Source organism: Pseudomonas sp. DCB_BI, from assembly GCF_026240995.1.
Lineage (GTDB): Bacteria > Pseudomonadota > Gammaproteobacteria > Pseudomonadales > Pseudomonadaceae > Aquipseudomonas.
The window spans coordinates 169,718-191,440 of sequence record NZ_JAPFCG010000005.1; the positions used below are offsets into that span (position 1 = coordinate 169,718).

18 protein-coding genes are annotated in these 21,723 nt (G+C 64.9%); 5 read left to right on the top strand and 13 right to left on the bottom strand.

Annotated elements, in window-relative coordinates:
* Positions 1-10: 10 nt before the first annotated feature.
* The 8 genes from OO258_RS07670 to OO258_RS07705 all read right to left on the bottom strand — a co-directional run bounded on the left by OO258_RS07670 (position 11) and on the right by OO258_RS07705 (position 8,318).
* Positions 11-1,027: an ABC transporter permease gene (locus tag OO258_RS07670; RefSeq protein ID WP_266029577.1), complete on the bottom strand. Its 1,017-nt coding sequence runs from the start codon at positions 1,025-1,027 to the stop codon at positions 11-13.
* On the bottom strand, positions 1,027-2,085 hold the full coding sequence (locus OO258_RS07675) for a microcin C ABC transporter permease YejB (RefSeq protein WP_266029578.1): 1,059 nt from the start codon (positions 2,083-2,085) through the stop codon (positions 1,027-1,029). The genes OO258_RS07670 and OO258_RS07675 overlap by 1 nt, the downstream gene beginning before the upstream one ends.
* The gene (locus OO258_RS07680; protein WP_266029579.1) at positions 2,082-3,881 is read right to left on the bottom strand and encodes an extracellular solute-binding protein; all 1,800 of its coding nucleotides are present in this window, start codon (positions 3,879-3,881) and stop codon (positions 2,082-2,084) included. Before OO258_RS07680 ends, OO258_RS07675 begins: the two co-directional genes overlap by 4 nt.
* A gap of 142 nt (positions 3,882-4,023) precedes the next feature.
* A complete protein-coding gene (locus OO258_RS07685) occupies positions 4,024-4,305 on the bottom strand; it encodes a peptidylprolyl isomerase (protein ID WP_110745333.1) in 282 nt (93 codons plus the stop codon).
* Between the two features lie 79 nt (positions 4,306-4,384).
* Positions 4,385-5,446, bottom strand: a complete 1,062-nt coding sequence (locus tag OO258_RS07690) for a 3-deoxy-7-phosphoheptulonate synthase (protein WP_266029580.1) — start codon at positions 5,444-5,446, stop codon at positions 4,385-4,387.
* Positions 5,447-6,000: 554 nt separating this feature from the next.
* Positions 6,001-6,552, bottom strand: coding sequence for a YbhB/YbcL family Raf kinase inhibitor-like protein (locus OO258_RS07695; protein ID WP_266029581.1), 552 nt, complete (start codon positions 6,550-6,552; stop codon positions 6,001-6,003).
* Between the two features lie 48 nt (positions 6,553-6,600).
* Complete coding sequence (locus OO258_RS07700; RefSeq protein ID WP_266029582.1) at positions 6,601-6,909, bottom strand: hypothetical protein; 309 nt, start codon at positions 6,907-6,909, stop codon at positions 6,601-6,603.
* Between the two features lie 113 nt (positions 6,910-7,022).
* Complete coding sequence (locus OO258_RS07705; RefSeq protein WP_266029583.1) at positions 7,023-8,318, bottom strand: MFS transporter; 1,296 nt, start codon at positions 8,316-8,318, stop codon at positions 7,023-7,025.
* A gap of 415 nt (positions 8,319-8,733) precedes the next feature.
* Between OO258_RS07705 and OO258_RS07710 the strand changes: the two genes are divergently transcribed.
* Positions 8,734-9,609 (top strand): AEC family transporter, encoded by an 876-nt coding sequence (locus OO258_RS07710; RefSeq protein WP_266029584.1) that lies wholly within the window; start codon positions 8,734-8,736, stop codon positions 9,607-9,609.
* Between the two features lie 36 nt (positions 9,610-9,645).
* Here the strand turns inward: OO258_RS07710 and OO258_RS07715 are convergent, their stop codons facing one another.
* The 4 genes from OO258_RS07715 to OO258_RS07730 all read right to left on the bottom strand — a co-directional run bounded on the left by OO258_RS07715 (position 9,646) and on the right by OO258_RS07730 (position 15,732).
* Entirely contained in the window at positions 9,646-10,248 is a 603-nt protein-coding gene (locus tag OO258_RS07715; RefSeq protein WP_266029585.1) for a hypothetical protein, read from the bottom strand.
* 103 nt (positions 10,249-10,351) lie between these two features.
* Positions 10,352-11,485 carry an HlyD family secretion protein gene (locus OO258_RS07720; RefSeq protein ID WP_266029587.1) on the bottom strand — a complete coding sequence of 378 codons (1,134 nt, stop codon included), beginning with the start codon at positions 11,483-11,485 and terminating at the stop codon, positions 10,352-10,354.
* The gene (locus OO258_RS07725; RefSeq protein WP_266029588.1) at positions 11,482-13,131 is read right to left on the bottom strand and encodes an MFS transporter; all 1,650 of its coding nucleotides are present in this window, start codon (positions 13,129-13,131) and stop codon (positions 11,482-11,484) included. Before OO258_RS07725 ends, OO258_RS07720 begins: the two co-directional genes overlap by 4 nt.
* 84 nt (positions 13,132-13,215) lie before the next feature.
* Positions 13,216-15,732 carry an excinuclease ABC subunit UvrA gene (locus tag OO258_RS07730; RefSeq protein ID WP_266029589.1) on the bottom strand — a complete coding sequence of 839 codons (2,517 nt, stop codon included), beginning with the start codon at positions 15,730-15,732 and terminating at the stop codon, positions 13,216-13,218.
* A 209-nt stretch (positions 15,733-15,941) separates the two neighbouring features.
* Here OO258_RS07730 and OO258_RS07735 point away from each other — a divergent pair, with 209 nt between their 5' ends.
* From OO258_RS07735 to OO258_RS07750, 4 genes are all read left to right on the top strand, one after another.
* Positions 15,942-17,117 (top strand): M20 aminoacylase family protein, encoded by a 1,176-nt coding sequence (locus OO258_RS07735; RefSeq protein ID WP_266029590.1) that lies wholly within the window; start codon positions 15,942-15,944, stop codon positions 17,115-17,117.
* An 81-nt stretch (positions 17,118-17,198) separates the two neighbouring features.
* A complete protein-coding gene (locus OO258_RS07740; RefSeq protein WP_266029591.1) occupies positions 17,199-18,509 on the top strand; it encodes a citrate-proton symporter in 1,311 nt (436 codons plus the stop codon).
* The gene (locus OO258_RS07745; RefSeq protein ID WP_266029592.1) at positions 18,506-19,963 is read left to right on the top strand and encodes an amidase; all 1,458 of its coding nucleotides are present in this window, start codon (positions 18,506-18,508) and stop codon (positions 19,961-19,963) included. Before OO258_RS07740 ends, OO258_RS07745 begins: the two co-directional genes overlap by 4 nt.
* Positions 19,964-20,028: 65 nt before the next feature.
* Complete coding sequence (locus OO258_RS07750; RefSeq protein ID WP_266029593.1) at positions 20,029-20,799, top strand: IclR family transcriptional regulator; 771 nt, start codon at positions 20,029-20,031, stop codon at positions 20,797-20,799.
* Positions 20,800-20,803: 4 nt separating this feature from the next.
* Here OO258_RS07750 and OO258_RS07755 read toward each other — a convergent pair whose 3' ends face one another.
* Positions 20,804-21,676 (bottom strand): helix-turn-helix domain-containing protein, encoded by an 873-nt coding sequence (locus OO258_RS07755; RefSeq protein WP_266029594.1) that lies wholly within the window; start codon positions 21,674-21,676, stop codon positions 20,804-20,806.
* Positions 21,677-21,723 lie beyond the last annotated feature (47 nt).

Consider the following 21,723-nt stretch of genomic DNA (forward strand, 5'->3'; position numbering starts at 1 on the left):
GCCTGAATCCTCATCCGCGAGGGTCAAACGCTTCACGCAGGGCATCCCCGATGAACACCAGCAGTGACAGGATCAGCGCCAGTGCAAAAAACGCGGTAAAACCCAGCCAGGGCGCTTCCAGGTGCTGCTTGCCCTGGGTCACCAGTTCACCCAGCGAGGCGCTACCGGCCGGCATCCCGAAATCAAGAAAGTCCAGCGCGGTAAGCGTGGTAATCGCACCCGTGAGCATGAACGGCACATACGTCAGCGTGGCATTCAGGGCATTGGGCAAGATGTGCCGCAGCATCACCTGGCTGTCCGGCAAGCCCAGCGCCCTGGCCGCTTTCACATACTCCAGGTTGCGCCCACGGAGGAACTCGGCGCGCACCACATCGACCAGGGTCAGCCACGAGAACAGCGCCATGATCCCCAACAGCCACCAGAAATCCGGCTCGACGAAGCCGCTGAGGATGATCAGCAGGTACAGCACCGGCAACCCCGACCACACCTCCAGCAAGCGTTGACCGAGCAGATCGACCCAGCCGCCGTGGTAGCCCTGCAGGGCACCCGCCGTTACGCCGATGAGCACGCTGACCACGGTCAAGGCGAAGGCGAACAGCAATGACACCCGCGTGCCATACAGCACCCGCGCCAGCACATCGCGGCCCTGGTCGTCGGTGCCCAGCCAGTTGCTGGCGCTGGGCGGGCTGGGCGTGGGCACTTGCAGGTCGTAGTTGGGGGTGTCGGCGCTGAACGGGATGGGGGCGAACAGCATCCAGCCGCCCTGGCCCTCGATCAGCTGGCGGACATAGGTGCTGCGGTAGTCTGGCTGGAAGGGCAGCTGGCCGCCAAACTGCTGTTCGGTATAACGCTTGAGCGCAGGCACATACAGTGCTCCCTTGTAGCTCAGCAGCAGCGGCTTGTCGTTGGCCACCAGCTCGGCGCCCATGCTCAGTACCAGCAAGCCGGCAAACAGCCACAGCGATACCCAGCCAAGGCGGTTGCGACGAAAGCGTTGCAGGCGGCGGCGCGAGACAGGCGACAGCATCAGTGCGCCCTCGTGTCGAAGTCGATGCGCGGGTCCAGCAGGGTGTACGACAGGTCACCGATCAAGCGGATCAGCAAACCTGCCAGGGTGAAGATGAACAAGGTGCCGAACACCACCGGGTAATCCCGCGATACGGCGGCGTCGTAGCTCATCCGGCCCAGCCCATCCAGCGAGAAGATCACCTCGATCAGCAACGAACCGGCGAAAAACACCGTGATCAGTGCCTGCGGCAGCCCGGCCACCACCAGCAGCATGGCGTTGCGCAAGACGTGGCCATACAACACCCGGCGCTCGCTGAGGCCCTTGGCCCGGGCGGTGACCACGTACTGGCGGGAAATTTCGTCGAGGAAGGCATTCTTGGTCAGCAGGGTGAGGGTGGCGAAGCCGCCGATCACCAATGCCCCGACCGGCAGGACCAGGTGCCAGAAATAGTCGGCGACCTTGCCCAGCAGGCTGAGCTCGTCGAAATTGTCCGAGACCAGGCCGCGTACCGGGAACCAGTTCAGCGAAGTGCCACCGGCGAACAGCACGATCAACAGCAGGGCGAACAGGAACGAGGGCAAGGCGTAGCCGATCACGATCAATGCACTGCTCCAGGCATCGAAGCGGCTGCCATGGCGCACGGCCTTGCGGATGCCGAGCGGGATCGACACCAGGTAGGTGATCAGGGTGGCCCACAAACCCAGTGACAGGGTCACCGGCAACTTGTCGAGGATCAGGTCGGTGACCTTGGCGCCGCGGAAGAAGCTGTCGCCGAAGTCCAGCCGGGCGTACTGGCCGAGCATCAGCCACAGGCGTTCGGGGGCGGATTTGTCAAAACCGTACTGGCGCTTGATCTCTTCGATCAGTTTCGGGTCCAGCCCACGGGTGGCACGCGATTCGCCATGGACCACCTCGGCCCGTGCGCCCGGCGCGCTCCCGCCGATGCCTTGCAGGCGCGCCACGGCTTGTTCGACCGGGCCGCCCGGCGCAGCCTGGACAATGGCAAAATTGACCAGCAGGATCGCCAGCAGGGTCGGGATGATCAACAGCAGGCGGCGCAGCAGGTAGCTGGTCATGGGGCTGATTTCCGGCGTTCGGCCATTTGGTCATTGGTCAGCGCCGCAGGGCTGACCTCCCACCAGGTGTCCAGGCCTTCATCATAGGTGGCCTGGACCTTGGGCAGGCCGAAGCGGTTCCACCAGACGGTGGAGCTGCCCGGCGGGTAGTAGTTGGGGATCCAGTAGTAGTTCCATTGCAGGACCCGGTCCAGGGCATGGGCATGGTGCAGCATGTCGGCCTCGGTACTGGCACGGACCAGGCCGTCGATCAGGCGGTCCACGGCCGGGTCCTGCAGCACCATCAGGTTGTTCGAACCGGGGTCGCGGGCGGCTGCCGAGCCAAAGTAGTTGTACAGCTCGGCACCCGGCGACAGGGTGACCGGGTAGCCGGTGACGATCATGTCGTAATCGCGGGCCATCAGCCGGTTGATGTACTGCGCCGAGTCGACATTGCGGATATTCAGGGTCACGCCGATCTGGGCCAGGTTGCGCTTCCACGGCAGTAGCAGGCGCTCCATGCCGGCCTGGCCATTGAGGAAGGTGAACGCCAGCGGCGCGCCTTCACTGTTGACCAGGCGGTCGCCATCGGGGTGCCAGCCAGCTTGTTCGAGCAGGGCCAGGGCCTGCAACTGCTGCTTGCGGATGATCCCCGAGCCATCGGTGACCGGGGCCGTGAACACCGTGGTGAACACTTCATCTGGCACTTGGCCGCGCAAGGGGGCGAGCAGCTTCAACTCACCCGCATCCGGCAACTGGCGAGCGGCCAAAGGGGTATTGGAGAACACGCTTTGCTGGCGAATGTACAGGTTGCGCATCATCTGCCGGTTGCTCCACTCATAGTCCCAGAGCATGCCCAGCGCCTGACGCACGCGGCGGTCCTTGAACTGCGGCTGGTCGAGGTTGAACACAAAACCCTGAGCCACTTGCGGTTTGGCCGGGCCCAGGTGGGCGCGTTGCAAGCGGCCGTCGTCCAGTTGTGCGCCGTTGTAGCCCAGGGTGTAGGCGGTGGCTGAGAACTCGCGGTTGTAGTCGTAACCACCGCCCTTGAGCACCTGGCGGGCCACTTCGGTGTCGCCGAAATACTCGATGCGCAGCTTGGCGAAATTGTAACGACCGCGGCTGGCCGGTAGATCACGCGCCCACCAGGTGGGGTCGCGCTCAAAGGTGATGCTGCGGCCGTTGTCGATCCGACCGATGCGGTAAGGCCCACTGCCGACCGGCTTGTCAAACCCGCCACCGTTGGCGAAGTCGCGCTGCTGCCAGTCGTGCTCGGGCAGCACCGGCAAGCTGGCAAGGTCCAGTGCCAGCGTGCGACCGTGCTCGGGCCTGAAGTCGAAGCGCACGCTGTGCGGGCTTTCTACGGTTACCCCGGTGACGTCGGCGAACTGGGTGCGAAACTTGAGGCTGCCCTTGCTCATCAGCAGTTCATAGGTGAAGCGCACATCCTGCGCGCGCACGGGCTTGCCGTCGGCGAACGTGGCGCGCGGGTCGATGTCGAAACGCAGCCAGGCATCCCCAGGGCCGCGCTCCATGCGCCGGGCGATCAGGCCGTAGACGGTGTAAGGCTCGTCGAATGAACGCACCGCCAGCGGCGCGTATAGCAAGCCATCCACCTCGCTGACGCCGATGCCTTTATCGATGTACGGCAGGACATGGTCGAACTGGCCGATCTCGATGGCCGAGCGGCGCAGGATGCCGCCTTTGGGGGCGTCAGGGTTGACGTAGTCGAAATGCCGGAAGCTGGCGGCGTAGCGGGGGGCTTCGCCGTAGACGGTGAGGGCGTGGGTAGGAGCGGCCTGGACCGTAAAGCCCATGCACGAAAATACAAGCCCCCACAATACTTGTGGGAACGGTTTTACCCGCGAATGCGTCGGAGCAGGCAACGAGGTTGTCTGGTCTGGCCTCTTCGCGGGTAAACCCGCTCCCACAGGGGGGCTGATCACCGGGAGGGGTGAATCAGTCCTGACGGCTGGTCACTTCCAGCAGGTGGTAGCCGAACTGGGTCTTCACCGGGCCCTGCACGGTGTTGACCGGGGCGCTGAACACCACGGTGTCGAACTCCTTGACCATCTGGCCGGGGCCGAACGAGCCCAGGTCACCGCCCTGGCGGCTGGATGGGCAGGTGGAGTTGGCTTTGGCGACTTCGCCGAAGTCGGCGCCTGCTTCGATCTGGGCTTTCAGTTCGTTGCACTTGTCTTCGCTGGCAACGAGGATGTGGCGGGCGGTTGCACGGGCCATGGGTACTGCTCCTTGGGGTAAAAAGGCAAGCCTAGCGCACTTGTCCGGGGTCTGTCTCGCCAGGCTTGCAACCATCGGCTTACAGTTTTTGTGCCGCTTCGCGCAACAGGGTTTCGGTGCTGGCCCAGCCCAGGCAGCCGTCGGTGATCGACACCCCGTACTTCAACGCGCCCTTGCCCAGCGCCTGGCAACCGTCGAACAGGTGCCCCTCGATCATTACCCCTACCAGGGAGCGGTCGCCAGCCAGGCGCTGTTCCAGCACCTCGGTGAACACTGCAGGCTGGCGCGCCGGGTCCTTGTTGCTGTTGGCGTGGCTGCAGTCGACCATGATCCGGGCCTGCAAACCGGCCTTGGTCAGCGCCTGGCGGGCCATGGCGATGCTGGTGGCATCGTAGTTCGGGCCCTTGTGGCCGCCGCGCAGCACCAGGTGGGTGTCCGGGTTGCCCAGGGTTTCGATGATTGCCGGGTGGCCCTGCGCATCCATACCGAAGTGGCGGTGCGGGTGCGCGGCGCTGCGCATGGCGTCGCTGGCGATGGCAATGCCGCCGTCGGTGCCGTTCTTGAAGCCGACCGGCAGTTCCAGGCCGCTGACCATTTCGCGGTGGATTTGCGATTCGGTCGTGCGTGCGCCGATCGCGGCCCAGGCCAGCAGGTCATCGAAGTAACCGGCAGCTACCGGTTGCAGCAGCTCGGTGGCGATTGGCAGGCCGCGCTCGATCATGCTCAGCATCAGCCCTCGAGACAGGGCGATACCTGAATGCATGTCATCGCTGCCATCCAGATGCGGGTCGTAGGCCAGGCCTTTCCAGCCTACCGTGGTACGCGGTTTTTCGACGTAGGCGCGCATCACCAGCAGCAGTTTGTCATCGACTTCACGGCTGAGGGCGGCCAGGCGGTCGGCGTATTCCAGGGCCGAGCGTGGGTCGTGGATCGAGCACGGGCCGACGATGACCAGCAAACGCTGATCGCGACCTTCGAGGATGTCGCGGATGGCTTGGCGGTGGGCTTGGACTTGCTGGGCGAGTTCGCTGGGCAGCGGCATTTGCTGCTTGAGCAGGTGCGGGCTGGGCAGGCGCTTGCTGACGGTGGTATTGGCCGCTTGCGGCTGGGTCAGGGGCAGGGCGAGGCTGGAAGCTTGCATGGCGTTTTTCCCTGGGCGGACGGCGGGTTCTGGCCCGCACGGTCGGCCCTATCGAGGTGTTCGACAGATCGTTGAGTGCGTATCGGCTGCTGCATTGCCACCGGTGGAAGACCGATCGGAGGCGGCAGGCTGGCCCGAACGGGATTGGCTAAATCGCCAGGCATAGGTGTTTGCGTCGTAATAAGTGGCGTAGTTCATCAATCTGTCCTCAATGTGAATCGGTGTTGTTCAAAGGCCGGAAAAGCAAAACCCCCGGTCGGGGAGCCGACCGGGGGTTTGAGTATTCTCATGTTCGGCGGCCCCTCGAAGGTGGGCGCCGGATGGGTATCGGCGCCTAGTGGCTAAACCAATACCCAAAGTAATAGCTGGCAGGTGCCACGCAGCCGGCAACAGCCAGCACAGGACGCAGGTGGCGACCGGTGTTGTTGGCGTGGTTGCAGGTGTGTTTCGGCATGTTGCTCTCCAGTGAATGAGCCCGAGCTTACTTCAGTTGGTACGGGCCATTCAATGGATAAATGCGATGGGGTGAATCATTTATTTTTGTACTAGTTGGTTCAATGGCCGTAGCGCCCGACCAGGCTCTGAGCGCCCAGCGCGTGGCCTTGCAGCAACTGCAGCAGGCCACTGCGGTCCAGGCCCTCGGGCAGCGTACCCAGCGGCAGGTCGGTGGCGATCAGGGTCAGTGCGTAGTGGTGCGGGTTGTCGCCGGCGGGCGGGCAGGGGCCACGGTAGCTCAGGGTGCCACGCGAGTTGCGGCCTACAGTCACGTACTGCCCGCTAAGCCCGGCCGCCCCCTCCTTGAGCCCTTCGTGCTCCGGGTCGATGTTGTAGGCGAGCCAGTGCACCACGCCGAGCCCCTTGCTACCGTCCGGATCGAACATGATCAGTGCCAGCGACCGGGTACCCTCGGGCAGGTTGTCCCAGCTCAGTTGTGGAGTACGTTCTTCGCCAGCACCGCAGGCCGGGTCCAGGCCGACCTGTTGCAGGGCAATGACCCCGCCATCGGTGAACGATGAGGAGCTTATCGACAACGCGCCTTGGTTGCTGCCGGCGGCCAGCGCAGTGCACGGCAGCAGGGCCGCGAGCAGCCAGGGTGTGAGGTTCATGGCGAATCCTTGGCAGGGCGATGGACCGCAGTGTAGCCCAGGCCCGCTTCAGTGGCTGTCCTGATCCTCGGCGGTGCCGCCCGTGTGCCCGGCGCCGGAACCGGTGGCTTCGCCGGTGCTGTTGGAGCCCCCGCTGGCGCCATCGGCGGCATCGGTGCTACTGCCGGTATCACTCGCGTCGTTGCTTTTGCCGCTGCCGGGGCTGTTGACGCTGCTGCCTTCACCGGCGGTCTTGCCCCCGGACTGGTCGGTTTGCGGGCGGCTATCAGTGTTGGTGTCGGTAGCGGCAAAACTGGTGCCGGTGAGGGAGGCCAAGGCCAGGGCCAGGCACAGCGAGAGCGGACGAATGCGGATCATGGGGTGGCTCCTTTGCGGATGATCTGTCATTCGTTTGGCTAGGGGCTGCTGGCGGGGTGCGTTCCAGGCGACGAGTGGTCGTTTGGCCCAGGGCCGCACAGCGGCCCCCTGGCTCAGTGGGTTTCGCTGCGTGAGGCCTGCAATGGCTCGGCTGGCTCCAGCGGCGGATGCTCCTGCGCCGCATGCATCAGGTCTTCGGTCACCCGCAACTCGGCGCCGGTGGGCGAGAAGGTGGTCGAAGCGGTGAACGGCGCCGGGTGCTCTGCCGCCGGGCGTTTGCCGCGGCGCCACATGAAGAAGCACACCATGGCCAGGTTGACCACGGCAAACGCCCAGAACAGCCCAGCCTCGCCAAACTCGGTCATCATTGGCGAGATAGCGACCGGTGCCATGGCCGAGCCCAGCGAGTTGATCAGCAGCAGGCCCTGGATCATCGGCACCAGGGCATCGGACGGCGCCCGGTCGGCTGCATGGCTGACCGCTACCGGGTACAGGGTGAACACACCGCCCCCCAGCAGGAACAGCGTGGCCGGCAGCAGGAACGAGTCCGATGGCAGGAATACCGTTACGAGCGACAGCACAACGCACAACCCGGCAAGGGCGAGCAGCACATCGAGGCGGTCCTTGCGGTCGGACCAGCGCCCGACCGGGTATTGCAGCAGCATCGCGCCAAGGATCACCCAGGCCATCATGTTGCCGACCTCACCCACCTCCAGGCCAATACGTTGCAGGTACAGCGGCAGCAGGGCATAGATACCGGCAATGGCCACGCCCGAACCGAAGCAGCCGACCAGGCCTGAGGGGGCCACGCCCAGCAACTGGCGGGGTTTGAGAGGTTCGACCTGGTCAAGCAACGGTGACACCCGCGGCAGGATCACGATGGGCAGCACTGACAGCGCAGCAAGCACGCCGGCCAGCATGAAGGGGGCGGTGTCACCCAGCTGGGTGATTTCGCCCAGGCCAGCCTGGGCGATCACCCCTGCGCCATAAAAGGCGATCATGTACAGCGCGAGCAAGCGCCCGCGGATTTTCGCGTCACCGGCCAGTAGCAGCCAGCTTTCGATCACCAGGAACACGCCCACTGCGGCCCAGCCGTTGATCAGGCGCAGTACCGACCACCAGGTCACGTCGTAGAACAGCCCTTGCAGCAGGATAGTCACGGCGATCAGCGAGGCGAAGCTGGTGTAGGCGCGGATGTGGCCGATGCGCAGGATCAACCGGTCGTTGAAGATGGCGCCGAGGGTCAGGCCGATGAAGTAGGTCGACGACACGATCCCGATAGTGGTGGCAGACTCACCGGCAGCGCCCAGGCGCAGGGTGGTCAGCGAAGACATGAAGCCGTTGCCCAAGGCGATGATGAACAGCCCGAGCAGGGGCGCCAGCGCCATGGCCAGCAAACGCGGAGACATAGGTACCTCTGGTTGGAAGAGCGGAATGAGCGCCTTCTCGGACGCGCACACGGGCTCACCCCGACAAGGGGCGAGTAGCTGCACGGATGCGACCTGGGCAAGACTCAACCGCTGGGCCCTTGGGAAATGGGCCGGGCGGGGAGGGTTGAGCCTATTTCACATGTGCGTTCATGTGTTCAGGCACGGACTCTGTCGTTGCTGCCGGTTGCCACCGTTCAAGGCGACGGGCGAAAAGGAAGCGCGATTCTACGGGCTTGCAAGCATTTGCCCAAGGGGCCTGGGTATGCGACGAGACGCCGCAGCCTGGGGAAGACATGCAGGTGTCCTGGGCAGACATCCTGCGGCCGGTTCGGGTTGTGCAGGCGCGGCCTTGTGATACTGCATAATGCAGGCCCTACCCGAAGGAAGGCATTCCATGTTCGCGTCGCTGTTCGCAGTCCTGGCCCCGGTGTTCATTGTCGCCGGCATCGGCTATGCCTGGGCCCGCAAGGGCCTGGCCTACCCCACCGACTTCATCGCCCGGCTGGTGATGACGGTCGGCACCCCGTCGTTGGTGCTGTCCACCCTGAGCCGCACCGAACTCGACCCGAATGCCTTCACCAGCATGGCCATGGCCTGCCTGCTGTGCACCTTGGGCATGGCCCTGGCCGCGTTGCTGGTGTGCCGTGCCTCGGGCATGCACTGGCGGGTGCTGTTGCCGGCCTTCATGTTCCCCAACACCGGCAACATGGGCCTGCCGATCAGCCTGTACGCCTTCGGTGAACATGGCCTGGCGCTGGCCGTAGCCTTCTTCCTGACGTTGTCGATTGTACAGTTCACCATTGGCATGGCCATTTCCGGCACCGCCGCTTCGCTCAAGGCATTGCTGCACAACCCCATCGTGCTCAGCCTGGCCGGCGCCATGCCGATCATTTTCCTGGGTTTCGAGCCCCCGCGCTGGTTGGCCAACACGGCGGACTTGCTGGGCGGCATGACGATCCCGCTGATGCTGCTGACACTGGGGGTGTCGCTGGCCAGCATTCGTCTGCGCCATGTCGGCAGCGGCATGCTGCTGGGCGGGTTGCGTATCGGGCTGGGCGCTGCGGTGGGCTGGGTGGTGGGCGCGGCACTGGGCATGGACGGCCTTGAGCGTGCAGTGCTGGTGGTGCAATCGGCGATGCCGGTGGCTGTCTTCAACTACCTGATGGCGGTGCGCGCCAACCGTGAACCGGAGCAGGTGGCGAACCTGGTGATGTGCTCGACGGTGCTGTCGTTTGCCTGGTTGCCGGTGGTCCTGGCCTGGTGGATGTAGGCCTGTACCGACGATAGTGCCGGTACAGGCTTCGGGCTACTGGGCCAGCAACTGGTCATCCACCCAGCCTTGGCTGGTCAGCACCAGGGTTCGGGTTTCCTTGAGCGGGGCAGCATTGCTGGCCACCGCCTGGCCCAAGCCGGCGATGCTGGCCTTCACCTGATCATTGGCGGCCCACGCCGGCAACTCGATGATCTTGTAGGCATAGGTCACATTCGACAGCTTCTGCCCGGTTGCCTCGCTCGGCTCACTGAACTGCTCGATCGCCGTCACTTGCGCCTTGCCGAAGCACAGCCCGGCGCCTGCCTTGTAGTATTTGCGGCCTTCATCGGTCAGGTCGTAGGCGTAGTAGATATCCGTGCGTGCCGGCGACCACAGCCGGGCCGGTATTTCGGTGCGCGAAATTTCCTTCTCGCTGACCACGCCTACCTGCGCCAGGGCGTGCAACGCCTTGTTGGTGCCGTGCACGTCGAAGTCCTGGGTCTTGGTAGGGAACGAGCTGATGACGAAACAGTGTGGGTACCGGGTATCCAGGGAGGCCTGGGCAGCCTTGTGGAAACTGGCCTTGATGGTGTCCTGGCTGTCGGAGCAGCCGGCCAGTGTTGCCAGCAGTGCCAGTGGCACGATCTTCCTGTACATGGTGAAACTTCCTTGGCGACGGATCGTGCGCGATTAAAACCCACGGGTTAGAGCGGCGCAATCGTGGCACGACGGCATCCCTGTAGGGGCTGCCGGGGTTACATCACTGTTCGCCCCGGGTGTCGATACTGACCACCACCGACATCCCTGGGCGCAGATGCCTGGCAGTCGGCTGGTCGGCATCCACCGTGATGCGCACCGGTATGCGCTGGGCGATCTTGACGAAGTTGCCAGTGGCGTTGTCCGCCTGCAGCAAGGCGAATTCAGAGCCGGTGGCCGGCGAAATCTGCTGCACATGGCCCCGTAGCTTCAGGTGGTTCAGCGCGTCTACGGTAAAGCTCACGGGCTGGCCGATACGCACATTGGCCATCTGGGTTTCCTTCATGTTGGCAATCACCCAAAGGGTGTCGGGCACCAGCGCCATGAGCTGCGCGCCGGAGTTGACATAAGCACCCAGGCGGGTGCCGATCTGCCCCAGCTGGCCATCGCGCGGGGCCGTGACGCGGGTGTTGTCGAGGTCGATGCGTGCCAGCTCCACGGCGGCCTTGGCGTTCTCCACCGAGGCCTCGAGTGCGGCCCGGTTGACCACCACGGTCTCACGGTCCTGGCGGGCGATTTCCAGCGCCGCCCTGGCCTGGGCCAGGCTGGCGACGGCAGCGGCCGCACTGGCACGGGCCAGGTCCAGGTCGCGGCGCGACACCGAGCCATCGTTGACCAGCGCCTGGTTGCGGCCGAGGTCAGCCTTGGCCTTGGCCGCCTGGGCCGCAGCATCGCCGATGGCGGCCTGGCGCTGGGCAATGGTGGCTTCGGCGCTTTTGCGCTGCTGCTGGTTGTTGGCCAGGGCCGCCAACTGCTGTTGCAGCTGGGCGCTGGCCTGGGCAAGGCGCTGTTTGTAGATACGGTCGTCCAGTTGCACCAGCAGGTCGCCGGCCTTGACGAACTGGAAGTCATGCACCGGTACATCGACGACGTAGCCACTGAGCTGCGGGCCGATGATGGTCACCTGGCCCCGCACCAGGGCGTTCTCGGTGCTTTCGATGGCGCTGCTGAATGGCGGCAGGCGCCAGGCATACAGCACCAACAGGATGCCGGCCAAGGCCACGGCGGCGAAGCTGATGGATGACAGGATGCGTACCCGCCGCGTGCGTACCGGGCTGGTTGGTTCACTGGGCGGTGTGACGCCCTCCGGGGTTTCAGCGATGGCGGTGGTGGTCGTGGTGCGGGTGTCGTCGGTCATCGGGTGGGCGCGCCGGGGGTAGAGTCGGTAAGGGTGGCCTGACGTTTCACATGCCAGAGCCAGGTGCTGCGGATACAGATCCAGATCATGGTCAGGATAGCGATGCTGCCAATCAGCACGAACACATCGTTGTAGGCCATGACGTTCGCTTCACGGGTAGCAGCGCTGGCCAGCAGGCGCATGCCGGCTTCACTGCGCAAGGCAGGGTCGGCAATGATGCCGCCGTAACCGGCACCCCCGCTTTGAACGCGGGCATTGACCAGGGGTTCCAGGTAGCTGAGGCGATCCATCAGGTGGCTGGAGTGAAACTTTTCCCGCCAGGTCTGGAAGGTGCCCAGCAACGCCGCACCAATCAGGCCGCCGAGGTTGTTGCAGATGCCGAACAACACCGAAAAACTGACCAGGTTGCGCGGGTTGGCGCGCACATGGCTGATGCCCAGGGCCATCGACGGGCCGAGGAAGAAGGTGCTGCCGAAGGCCAGCAGGAACTGGCTCAAGTACATCTGAGCCGGGCGTGTGAGGTTGCTGGAACTGCTGTCCATGAAGGCGCCGGCGGCCATGGCCAACAGCGAGACGAACAGCGGCATCACCAAGTGGTTGGGGTTGATGGTGAGGGCGCTGCTGGCCAGGCCTGCGACAGCGCCCAACAGCATGATCCAGTACAGCGAGCGCATCTGCTCGCTGCCCATGTTCAGCGCCTGCAGGAAACCGACCGCGCCGGTGGACTGTTCCGAGGTCACCATGCGGATCAGCACCACGCACAGGGCCAGGCGTATGATGGCGCCACTGCCCAGCCAGTGGGTCATCAACAAGGGGTTGCGGCGATTGTGCTCGATGGCCAGGCCGCTGAAGACCAGCGCGATCGACGCCGCCAGTGCCACGCCGATCCACGGCGCCTCCAGCCACCAGTCGATGCGCCCCAGCGACAGTACGGCGCAGAGCAGTGCGGTACCGCTGGCGATCAAGGTGAAGGTCAGGAAGTCGAGGGGTTCGAATGTTTTAAAACGGTCACCGGGCGGCAATTTCAGCAGCAGTACGCAACCCAGTGCGGTGAGTGCCAGGCCCAGCTCGAACAGGTACAACCCGCGCCATTCGGCGATTTGCAGAAGGTCTTCGGAAAAGATCCGGGCCAGCGGTAGCGCCAGCTGCGAGGCGCCCAGGCCCAGTACCATGGCCTTGAGCCGCCACTGCGCCGGGAAGGCCTGAATCATGTAATACAGCCCCAGCGAGCTGAGCGCCGCGCCGACCATGCCGTGGGCCGCGCGAACGGCGATGGCAGAGTTCAGGTCGTTGACCAGCAGGTGGGCGAAGGTGACCAGCACGTACAGCACCAGAAACACTTCGGTGAAGGCACGCAGGCCAAACTGTTGGCGGAACTTCACCAACAGCAGGTTGATGGAGACGTTGGTCATCACATAGGCGGCCGGCAGCCAGGCCATTTCCGCGGTGGTTGCACCCAGGGCGCCTTGCAGGAACACCAGGTTGGCGGTGACCAGCGCGTTGCCCAGGCCACCGGTGATTGCCACCAGCAGGCCGACCACGCCGTAGGCCAGGCGCTTGGCTGGCGAATGCAGGGGCGTGGAAGGGGAGCCTGGCAGGCTGGGCTTTTCGTGGGGGAGCCACTGGCGGGGGGCGTATTTATCCATCGGCAGACTTTACTTTAGCGACGCTTGGGGCTGCTAGGTGCGTCCTTTGGTTTTTGTGCTGGGGTCGAGATCGGGCGCCGCCCGCTACAACGCTTTGGCCAGAAACTCGGCCGTGCGGCTTGCCCTGCACCCGGCCACCACCTGCGGGGTGCCGCTGACCACCACCTTGCCCCCGGAATCCCCGGCCCCCGGGCCAATATCGATCACCCAGTCACTCTGCGCCACCACCCGCATGTCATGTTCGACCACCACCACGCTGTGGCCCCCCTCGACCAGGTGGTTGAGCTGCACCAGCAGCCGGTCGATGTCCTGCGGGTGCAAGCCGTTGGTAGGCTCATCCAGCACATACAGCGTGGCCCCGCGGGCCGTGCGCTGCAGTTCGGTCGCCAGCTTGATGCGCTGCGCTTCGCCTCCGGACAGTTCGGTGGCAGGCTGGCCCAGGCGCAGGTAACCCAGGCCGATATCCTGCAGCACCTGCAGGCAACGCCGCACGGGAGGCTGGTCGGCAAATGCTGCCAGTGCCTGTTCGACGGTCAGCTGCAGCACTTGCGCGATGTTCATGCCCTGCCAGCTCACCGCCAGGGTTTCGGGGTTGTAGCGGGCGCCATGGCAGGTCGGGCAGGGTGCGTAGACACTGGGCATGAACAGCAACTCGACGCTGACGAAACCTTCGCCTTCGCAGTTGGCGCAACGGCCCTTGGCGACGTTGAAGGAAAACCGCCCGGCATCGAAGCCTTGCGCTTTGGCGTGTTCGGTGCCGGCGAATAGCTTGCGTACATGGTCGAACAGGCCAGTGTAGGTGGCCAGGTTGGAGCGGGGCGTGCGGCCGATCGGCTTCTGGTCGACCTGCACCAGGCGCTTGATGCTGCCAAGGCCCGCACTCACATGGCCGCTGCTGGCCTGTTCCGGCGCGTCTTCCAGGCTCTGTGCTTCGGCCTCGCTCCGTTGCTCGACATGGCCCAGGTGCGCGCCCACCAGTTCCAGCAGGGCCTGGCTGACCAGGCTGGACTTGCCCGAGCCGGAAATACCGGTAACGGCGGTAAAGCAGCCAAGCGGGAAGGCGGCGCTGACGTTGTGCAGGTTGTTGCGGGTGATGCCTTCAAGCTTCAGCCAGTCGCGGGCCTGGCGGGGCTGACGCGTGGTCCGGGCCGGCGCGCTGAACAGGTAGGCGCGAGTGCGTGACGGCTCGACCTCGGCCAGGCCTGCGGGTGGCCCGCTGTACAGAATGGTGCCGCCATGCTCACCGGCCGCTGGCCCGACATCCACCAGCCAATCAGCGCGGCGCATGGTGTCCAGGTCATGCTCCACCACATACACCGAGTTGCCAGCGTGCTTCAGGCGCTGCAGGGCTGCGAACAGTGCTTCGCTGTCGGCGGGGTGCAAACCGGCCGAAGGTTCGTCGAGCACGTAGATCACGCCGAACAGCTGCGAATTCAGCTGGGTGGCCAGGCGCAGGCGTTGCAGTTCACCAGAAGACAGGGTCGGAGTGCTGCGCTCCAAGGCCAGATAACCCAGGCCAAGCTCGAGCAGGGTATCGATGCGTTCGAGCAACTCGTTGGCGATGCGTTGGGCTGCCAGGCGCTTTTCTACCGTCAGCGGGTCCTGTTTTCGGGTCAGGTAGTCCGCTGCCGCCACCTTCCGGAACACATCCGCCAGCGCCTGCAACGACAGCTGCGACAGCTCGGCGATGTCCAGGCCGGCGAAGGTCACGCCCAGCGCCGCGCGCTTCAGGCGCTTGCCCTGGCACAGCGGGCAGGGGCTGGGGCGCATGTACTGGGCCACGCGCTTGCGCATCTGCGCGCTCTGCGAGTGCATGAAGGTATGCAGCACGTAACGGCGGGCACCCATGAACGTGCCTTGATAGCTGGGCTCCAGCTTGCGCTTGAGCGCTTGGCGGGTCTGTGCAGGGGTCAGGCCGGCATACACGGGGGCGGTGGGGGTATCTTCAGTGAACAGAATCCAGTCGCGCTGCGCCTGAGGCAGATCGCGCCAAGGCATATCGACGTCATAGCCCAGCGTGACCAGGATGTCGCGCAGGTTCTGACCTTGCCAGGCCATTGGCCACGCGGCCACTGCACGCTCACGGATGGTCAGGGACGGGTCCGGGACCATGGTCGCTTCGGTCACCTCGTAGACACGCCCCAGGCCATGGCACTGCGGGCAAGCGCCCTGGGGCGTGTTCGGAGAAAAGTCTTCGGCGTACAGCAGCGCTTGCCCTGCCGGGTAGTGGCCAGCGCGGGAATAGAGCATGCGGATCGAACTGGACAAGGTGGTCACGCTACCCACCGAGGAACGAGCACTCGGCGTGCCGCGTTGTTGCTGCAAGGCCACCGCTGGCGGCAGGCCCTCGATACTGTCCACGTCTGGTACACCCACCTGGTCAATCAGGCGCCGGGCATAGGGTGCCACCGATTCGAAATAGCGGCGCTGGGCTTCGGCGTAAAGGGTGGAGAATGCCAACGAAGACTTCCCCGAGCCGGACACGCCGGTGAAGACCACCAAGGCGTCGCGGGGGATATCAACATCGATGTTCTTCAGGTTGTGTTCACGGGCACCGCGCACCCGGACGAAACCGCTTGGTGTGGTTGAGCGTGTGGGCATGACGCGGTCCTTGGCTGGCTGAGCCGCCCAAGGTAGCAGTAATTGCGATGCCTGTACGGGATCACGCCATGTTCCACAGGGTGGAACCATATTCAATTGTGCTCTTGAGCTACGCGCGCAAACCTGTGACCTGGCACGACCTGCCCCCCACGTCGTGATCTCAAGGCGAACAACAAGAACGGGAAATCACCCGCGCGAGGAGACTCTGCATGTCCCGACACCAGCACATCCTGGCCTGGCTGAACGATGTGGCCAGCGACCTGCACGCAATCCGTCACGATATCCACGCTCACCCGGAACTGGGCTTTGAAGAAAGCCGTACCTCGGCACTGGTTGCCCGGTTGCTCGAGGCGTGGGGCTACGAGGTGCACACGGGCATCGGCCAGACAGGCGTGGTCGGTGTATTGCGCAATGGCAGCAGCCAACGCCGCCTGGGCCTGCGCGCCGACATGGACGCGCTGCCCATCCACGAAGCAACGGGCGCGGCATACAGCAGCCAGCACCCAGGCTGCATGCACGCCTGCGGCCACGACGGGCACACCACCATGCTGTTGGGCGCCGCACGCTACCTGGCGGCAACCCGGCAGTTCGACGGCACCCTGACACTGATCTTCCAGCCGGCCGAGGAGGGCCAGGGCGGCGCCGAGGCGATGCTGGCCGACGGCTTGCTGGAGCGTTTCCCCTGCGATGCCCTGTTCGGCATGCACAACATGCCGGGGTTGCCGGCCGGGCATCTGGGCTTTCGCGAGGGGCCGATGATGGCGTCGCAGGACCTGCTCACCGTCACGCTCGACGGTGTTGGTGGCCATGGCTCGATGCCGCACCTGACCGTCGACCCGCTGGTGGCGGCGGCCAGTGTGGTAATGGCGCTGCAAACCGTGGTCGCCCGCAACATCGATGCACAAGAAGCTGCGGTGGTCACGGTCGGTGCGTTGCAGGCCGGCGAAGCAGCCAACGTCATTCCTCAGCAGGCGCTGCTGCGCCTGAGCCTGCGCGCGCTCAACGCCGAGGTGCGGGCGCAGACCCTGGCGCGGGTGCGGGCGATCATCGTCAGCCAAGCCGAAAGCTTTGGCTGCCGCGCCAGTATCGAACACCGCCCGGCCTATCCGGTGCTGGTCAACCATGCCGAGGAAAACGCCTTCGCCATGCAGGTAGGGGTCGAGTTGCTCGGGGCTGATGCGGTGGATGGCAACACCCGCAAGCTGATGGGCAGCGAAGACTTCGCTTGGATGCTGCAGCGCTGCCCGGGCGCCTACCTGTTCATCGGCAACGGCGTATCACGGCCGATGGTGCACAACCCGGCCTACGACTTCAACGACGACATCCTGCTGACCGGCGCCGCCTACTGGTGCGCGCTGGCAGAGCGGTGGCTCGCGCCCATCTGATCCTCTTTCTGACGACTGCCGCTGGAACCTGGGCGCGACCGCGCCCGGGCGATCACCCAATCATTGTGTGGAGTGTTCCCTATGCAGACTTCGAGCACCGGCGTGTCGCGTACCCGGCAAGTGGTGGCCGCCGTTATCGGCAACGCCCTGGAATGGTATGACTTTATCGTGTACGGCTTTCTGGCCAGCATCATCGCCCGGCAGTTCTTCCCGTCCGACGACGAATACGCCTCGCTGCTGATGGCATTGGCCACCTTCGGCGTCGGCTTTTTCATGCGCCCGGTGGGTGGCGTGTTGCTGGGCATGTATTCCGATCGCAGAGGCCGCAAGGCTGCCATGCAGATGATCATCCGCCTGATGACCGTGTCGATCGCCATGATCGCCTTTGCTCCGGACTACCTGGCGATCGGCATGGCTGCGCCGCTGCTGATCGTGGTGGCGCGCATGCTGCAGGGCTTTGCCACTGGCGGTGAGTATGCCAGCGCCACGGCCTTTCTGGTGGAAAGCGCGCCGGCCCATCGCAAGGGCCTGTATGGCTCCTGGCAACTGGTGGGGCAATGCCTGGCGGTATTCTCCGGCGCGACGATGGTGGCGCTGGTCACCCACCTGTGCTCGCCCGAGACGCTGGACAGCTGGGGCTGGCGCATCCCGTTCGTGCTGGGCCTGCTGATCGGCCCGGTTGGCCTCTGGATCCGCAAGCACATGGAAGACCCCGAGGAGTTCATCGAGGCGCGTCGCCAGGCCAAAGGCCAGTCGCCGAGCCTGATGCAGGTGCTGCGTGAGCATCGGCGCAGCCTGCTGGTGTCGATGGGCCTGGCCTGTGGTGCGACGGTGTCGTTCTACGTGGTGCTGGTGAACATGCCGACCTTTGCCCACAAGAGCCTCGGCCTGCCGCTGGACCAGGTGCTGCTGGTACAGATGCTTGCCGTAGGGCTGATGACCATCGTCATTCCCTTGGCCGGAGCGTTGTCTGACCGGCTGGGGCGACGCCCGGTGCTGATGGCTTTCACCCTGGCGTTCTTCGTGATGGTCTACCCCCTGTATGTGTGGGTGGCCGCTGCGCCATCCCTGGAGCGACTGCTGGTCATGCAACTGCTGCTGTGCACGGCCATCGGCGGGTTCTTCGGCCCGGCACCTACTGCCTTGGCCGAGCAGTTCCCGGTCGACGTGCGCTCTACGGGTGTTTCGGTGGCCTATAACGTGGCGGTAATGGTGTTCGGCGGTTTCGCCCCGCTGATCGTCACCTGGTTGACGAAAGTGCTCGGCACCCCCGTTGCGCCATCGTTCTACGTATTGTTTGCCTGTCTTCTGACCCTGTTGGGTACTTATTGCCTGAAAGAAGCACCCCGTGCGGGCAAACCTGCCGCCTTCAACCTTGGAGTGAAACCGTGAAGCCGCTAGCCATCGACCCCATCGTGGCCCTTGACGCCGAGGCGTTGTCCCAATCCATCCATGCCCGCCAGCTGTCCTGCCGGGAAGTGATGCAGGCCTACCTGGCGCACATCGAGCGCTGCAACCCGCAGGTCAATGCGCTGGTGTCGATGCGCCCGGCCGAGGCGCTGCTGGCCGAGGCCGACGAGCGCGACCGCGAACTGGCCCTGGGCCATTCGCGCGGCTGGATGCATGGCATGCCACAGGCCATCAAGGACCTGGCCGCCACTGCCGGGCTGCGCACCACGATGGGGTCGCCGTTGTTTGCCGAGCAGGTTCCCGAGCATGACGCGATCAGTGTGGCGCGGGTACGGGCGAGCGGGGCGCTGATCGTGGGCAAGACCAATGTGCCCGAGTTCGGCCTGGGCTCGCAGACCTACAACACGCTGTTTGGCACTACCACCAACGCCTACGACCACCAGCGTGTGGCGGGCGGCAGCAGCGGCGGGGCGGCGGCTGCCCTGGCCATGCGCCTGCTGCCGGTAGCCGACGGCAGCGACATGATGGGTTCGCTGCGTAACCCGGCAGCGTTCAACAACGTGTTCGGTCTGCGCCCTTCGCAGGGGCGGGTGCCGCACGGGCCGGCACCGGAGCTGTTCGTGCAGCAGCTGGCTACCGAGGGCCCAATGGGCCGCAGTGTGACCGACGTGGCGCGCCTGCTGTCGATCCAGGCCGGCGTCGACGTGCGGGCGCCCTTGTCGCTCAGTGAAGGGCGGCGCGATTTTACTGCCGGGCTGCAGCGTGACTGCCGTGGCGTACGGGTGGGCTGGCTGGGCGATTACAACGGCTACCTGCCGCTGGACGACGGGGTGATGAACCTGTGTGAGGCAGCGCTGGCCGACTTTACCGAGCTGGGTTGTCGGGTCGAGGCCTGCCAGCCTGCATTCGACCTTGCCCGTTTGTGGCAATGCTGGCTGACCCACCGCCATTTCCTGGTGCACGGCAACCTCGGCGGGGCCTATGCCGACCCGAAAAAGCGGGCACTGCTCAAGCCCGAAGCCCAGTGGGAGGTGGCGGGCGGTTTGCAACTGAGTGCGGCGACGCTGTACCAGGCCTCGCTGGACCGCAGCGACTGGTACCGGGCACTGGCCAAGTTGTTCGAACGTTACGATTTCCTGCTGTTGCCCTCGGCCCAGGTGTTCCCTTTCGATGCACAGCAGGCCTGGCCAACGGTGGTCGGGGGGCAGACGATGGACACCTATCACCGCTGGATGGAGGTCGTGATCGGGCCGACCCTGGCCGGCCTGCCGAGCATCAGCGTGCCGGTTGGCTTCAATGCGGCCGGCTTGCCCATGGGCCTTCAGATCATAGGCCCGGCCCAGGCTGACCACGCCGTGTTGCAGCTGGCATTCGCCCATGAGCAGCTCACCCGTTGGGTGCCGCGCTGCCCGCCGCAGGGCCTGCAGGCGCCGTGAAAGCGCCATGCAGGCGCGGATCTTGCTGGCTATTCTGACCATCCCGCTACAAGGAGGTCATACCCATGGGCATCACGGCAGACAATGGCGGCGTGCGTTCGGTGGAACGGGCCCTGGCCATCGTCGACCTGCTCGGCGAACACCAGGCACTGGGCCTTGAAGAGCTGCATTACCTGACCGCGCTGCCCAAGGCTACGGTGTCACGTATGCTCGCCACTTTGCAGGAGCAAGGCTGGGTGTACCGTGGCCTGAGTGACCGGCGCTACCGGTTGAGTGCGCGTCGCCTGTATGGCGACCGCCAGCTGCGTTTCAAGCGGCGCCTCGTGGAAAGCGCTGCGCCACTGCTGCTGGAGCTGAGTGAGCGCACTGGCCTGGTGGTGGACCTGTCGTGTTTCGACGGTGAGCGGCTGGAGGTGATGGAAAGCGCCATCCCCCAGGTCTTGCGCAAGCGGTACCCGCACACCTGTCAAATCGTCGGGCACCATGCCAGCCTGTTTCATTCGGCGATGGGGCGGGCCTGCCTGGGCGAGCTGGCGGTGGATGAAGTGAAGCGCCTGGCATCCCATGCGCGGGTCGGTGACGAAACCGTGCTGCGCGCCATCGAGGAAGAGGCGCACAAGGGCTTTGGCCAGCGCACCGAAGGGCATTGGGAGTACCCGGTGCGCCTGCCGCACCTCATCCGTGCCATCGCCTTGCCGGTGCATGCCGAAGGGCGCCTGGCCGGGAGCATCGCCTTGCATTGGCCGCTGGACCAGGCACCGGTCGAGCGTGTGCTGAACCTGCACCTGAACAGCCTGGCGAGCACCGTGGGCGAGGTGCAGCGGGCTTTGGCCTGATCATTCACTGGCCTTCCCGAAACCCGCTGGGGCTCACCCCCGCCTGCTTGCGAAAGAACCGGCTGAAATAGCCCACATCGGCAAACCCAAGCTCGTGCGCGATTGCCTTCACATTCAGGCTCGAATGCCCGAGCATGCGTTTGGCCTCCAGCACCAGCCGGGCATTGATCACGTTCATTGGCGTCATGCCCAGGTGCTCCTGGCACAGCCGGCCCAGCGTAGCCGGGGTCATGCCCAGCTCTGCAGCGTACTGCGCCAGTGGCCAATGCACGCGATAGTGCATGTCGACCAGCTCACGAAACGCGGTCAACTGCTGGCTGCGTCTTGACACCGGGCGCAGCTCAGCCTGTGGCAGCTGCGGCTCATGACGCAGTACCTGAATCACCAGCGTCAGCAGCAGCGCCATGCTGCTGGCCACATGCTCGCGGGCGCGATTGTGGTACTCCTCGCGCAGGGCACGGCACAGCGGCAGCAGCGGGTCTTCGTCGGCTGGCCATCGCGGCAGGGCGATCACCTGCGGCTTGCGCAGCTGCGCCCCGAGGCTGGGTGCCAGTACCTGGGCGATGCCTTCCAGCGGGTGCTGGGCAGCCGTGATCACTTGGCCTTCGACCTGTCCAGACCAATGAAAACCATGCACCACCTGCGCCGGTACATACACCACGCAGGGCGCCTGCACCTGCAGGCGGTCACTGTCGAACAGCACCTCGCCGCCCCCGCTTTGCAGGTACAGCAGTTGCAGCAGGCCGTCATGACGGTGTGCGGCAATTTCCCAGTTGTGCGCGCCAGAGCGCTTGGAAATCTGCTCCACATGCAGGGATTCGTGCCATACCGGCTGCGCGGCTTCACCGTACAGGGCGTAAGTGGGGATCTTGTTCATGTTGTTGTAATTGTTCTGTCCGCTACAGGGCCACTGTGCCACAGCGA

Coding starts and splice junctions, on each gene's coding strand:
- OO258_RS07670 (WP_266029577.1), bottom strand. CDS start 1,027: ATGCTGTCGCCTGTCTCGCGCCGCCGCCTGCAACGCTTTCGTCGCAAC.
- OO258_RS07675 (WP_266029578.1), bottom strand. CDS start 2,085: ATGACCAGCTACCTGCTGCGCCGCCTGCTGTTGATCATCCCGACCCTG.
- OO258_RS07680 (WP_266029579.1), bottom strand. CDS start 3,881: ATGGGCTTTACGGTCCAGGCCGCTCCTACCCACGCCCTCACCGTCTAC.
- OO258_RS07685 (WP_110745333.1), bottom strand. CDS start 4,305: ATGGCCCGTGCAACCGCCCGCCACATCCTCGTTGCCAGCGAAGACAAG.
- OO258_RS07690 (WP_266029580.1), bottom strand. CDS start 5,446: ATGCAAGCTTCCAGCCTCGCCCTGCCCCTGACCCAGCCGCAAGCGGCC.
- OO258_RS07695 (WP_266029581.1), bottom strand. CDS start 6,552: ATGAACCTCACACCCTGGCTGCTCGCGGCCCTGCTGCCGTGCACTGCG.
- OO258_RS07700 (WP_266029582.1), bottom strand. CDS start 6,909: ATGATCCGCATTCGTCCGCTCTCGCTGTGCCTGGCCCTGGCCTTGGCC.
- OO258_RS07705 (WP_266029583.1), bottom strand. CDS start 8,318: ATGTCTCCGCGTTTGCTGGCCATGGCGCTGGCGCCCCTGCTCGGGCTG.
- OO258_RS07710 (WP_266029584.1), top strand. CDS start 8,734: ATGTTCGCGTCGCTGTTCGCAGTCCTGGCCCCGGTGTTCATTGTCGCC.
- OO258_RS07715 (WP_266029585.1), bottom strand. CDS start 10,248: ATGTACAGGAAGATCGTGCCACTGGCACTGCTGGCAACACTGGCCGGC.
- OO258_RS07720 (WP_266029587.1), bottom strand. CDS start 11,485: ATGACCGACGACACCCGCACCACGACCACCACCGCCATCGCTGAAACC.
- OO258_RS07725 (WP_266029588.1), bottom strand. CDS start 13,131: ATGGATAAATACGCCCCCCGCCAGTGGCTCCCCCACGAAAAGCCCAGC.
- OO258_RS07730 (WP_266029589.1), bottom strand. CDS start 15,732: ATGCCCACACGCTCAACCACACCAAGCGGTTTCGTCCGGGTGCGCGGT.
- OO258_RS07735 (WP_266029590.1), top strand. CDS start 15,942: ATGTCCCGACACCAGCACATCCTGGCCTGGCTGAACGATGTGGCCAGC.
- OO258_RS07740 (WP_266029591.1), top strand. CDS start 17,199: ATGCAGACTTCGAGCACCGGCGTGTCGCGTACCCGGCAAGTGGTGGCC.
- OO258_RS07750 (WP_266029593.1), top strand. CDS start 20,029: ATGGGCATCACGGCAGACAATGGCGGCGTGCGTTCGGTGGAACGGGCC.
- OO258_RS07755 (WP_266029594.1), bottom strand. CDS start 21,676: ATGAACAAGATCCCCACTTACGCCCTGTACGGTGAAGCCGCGCAGCCG.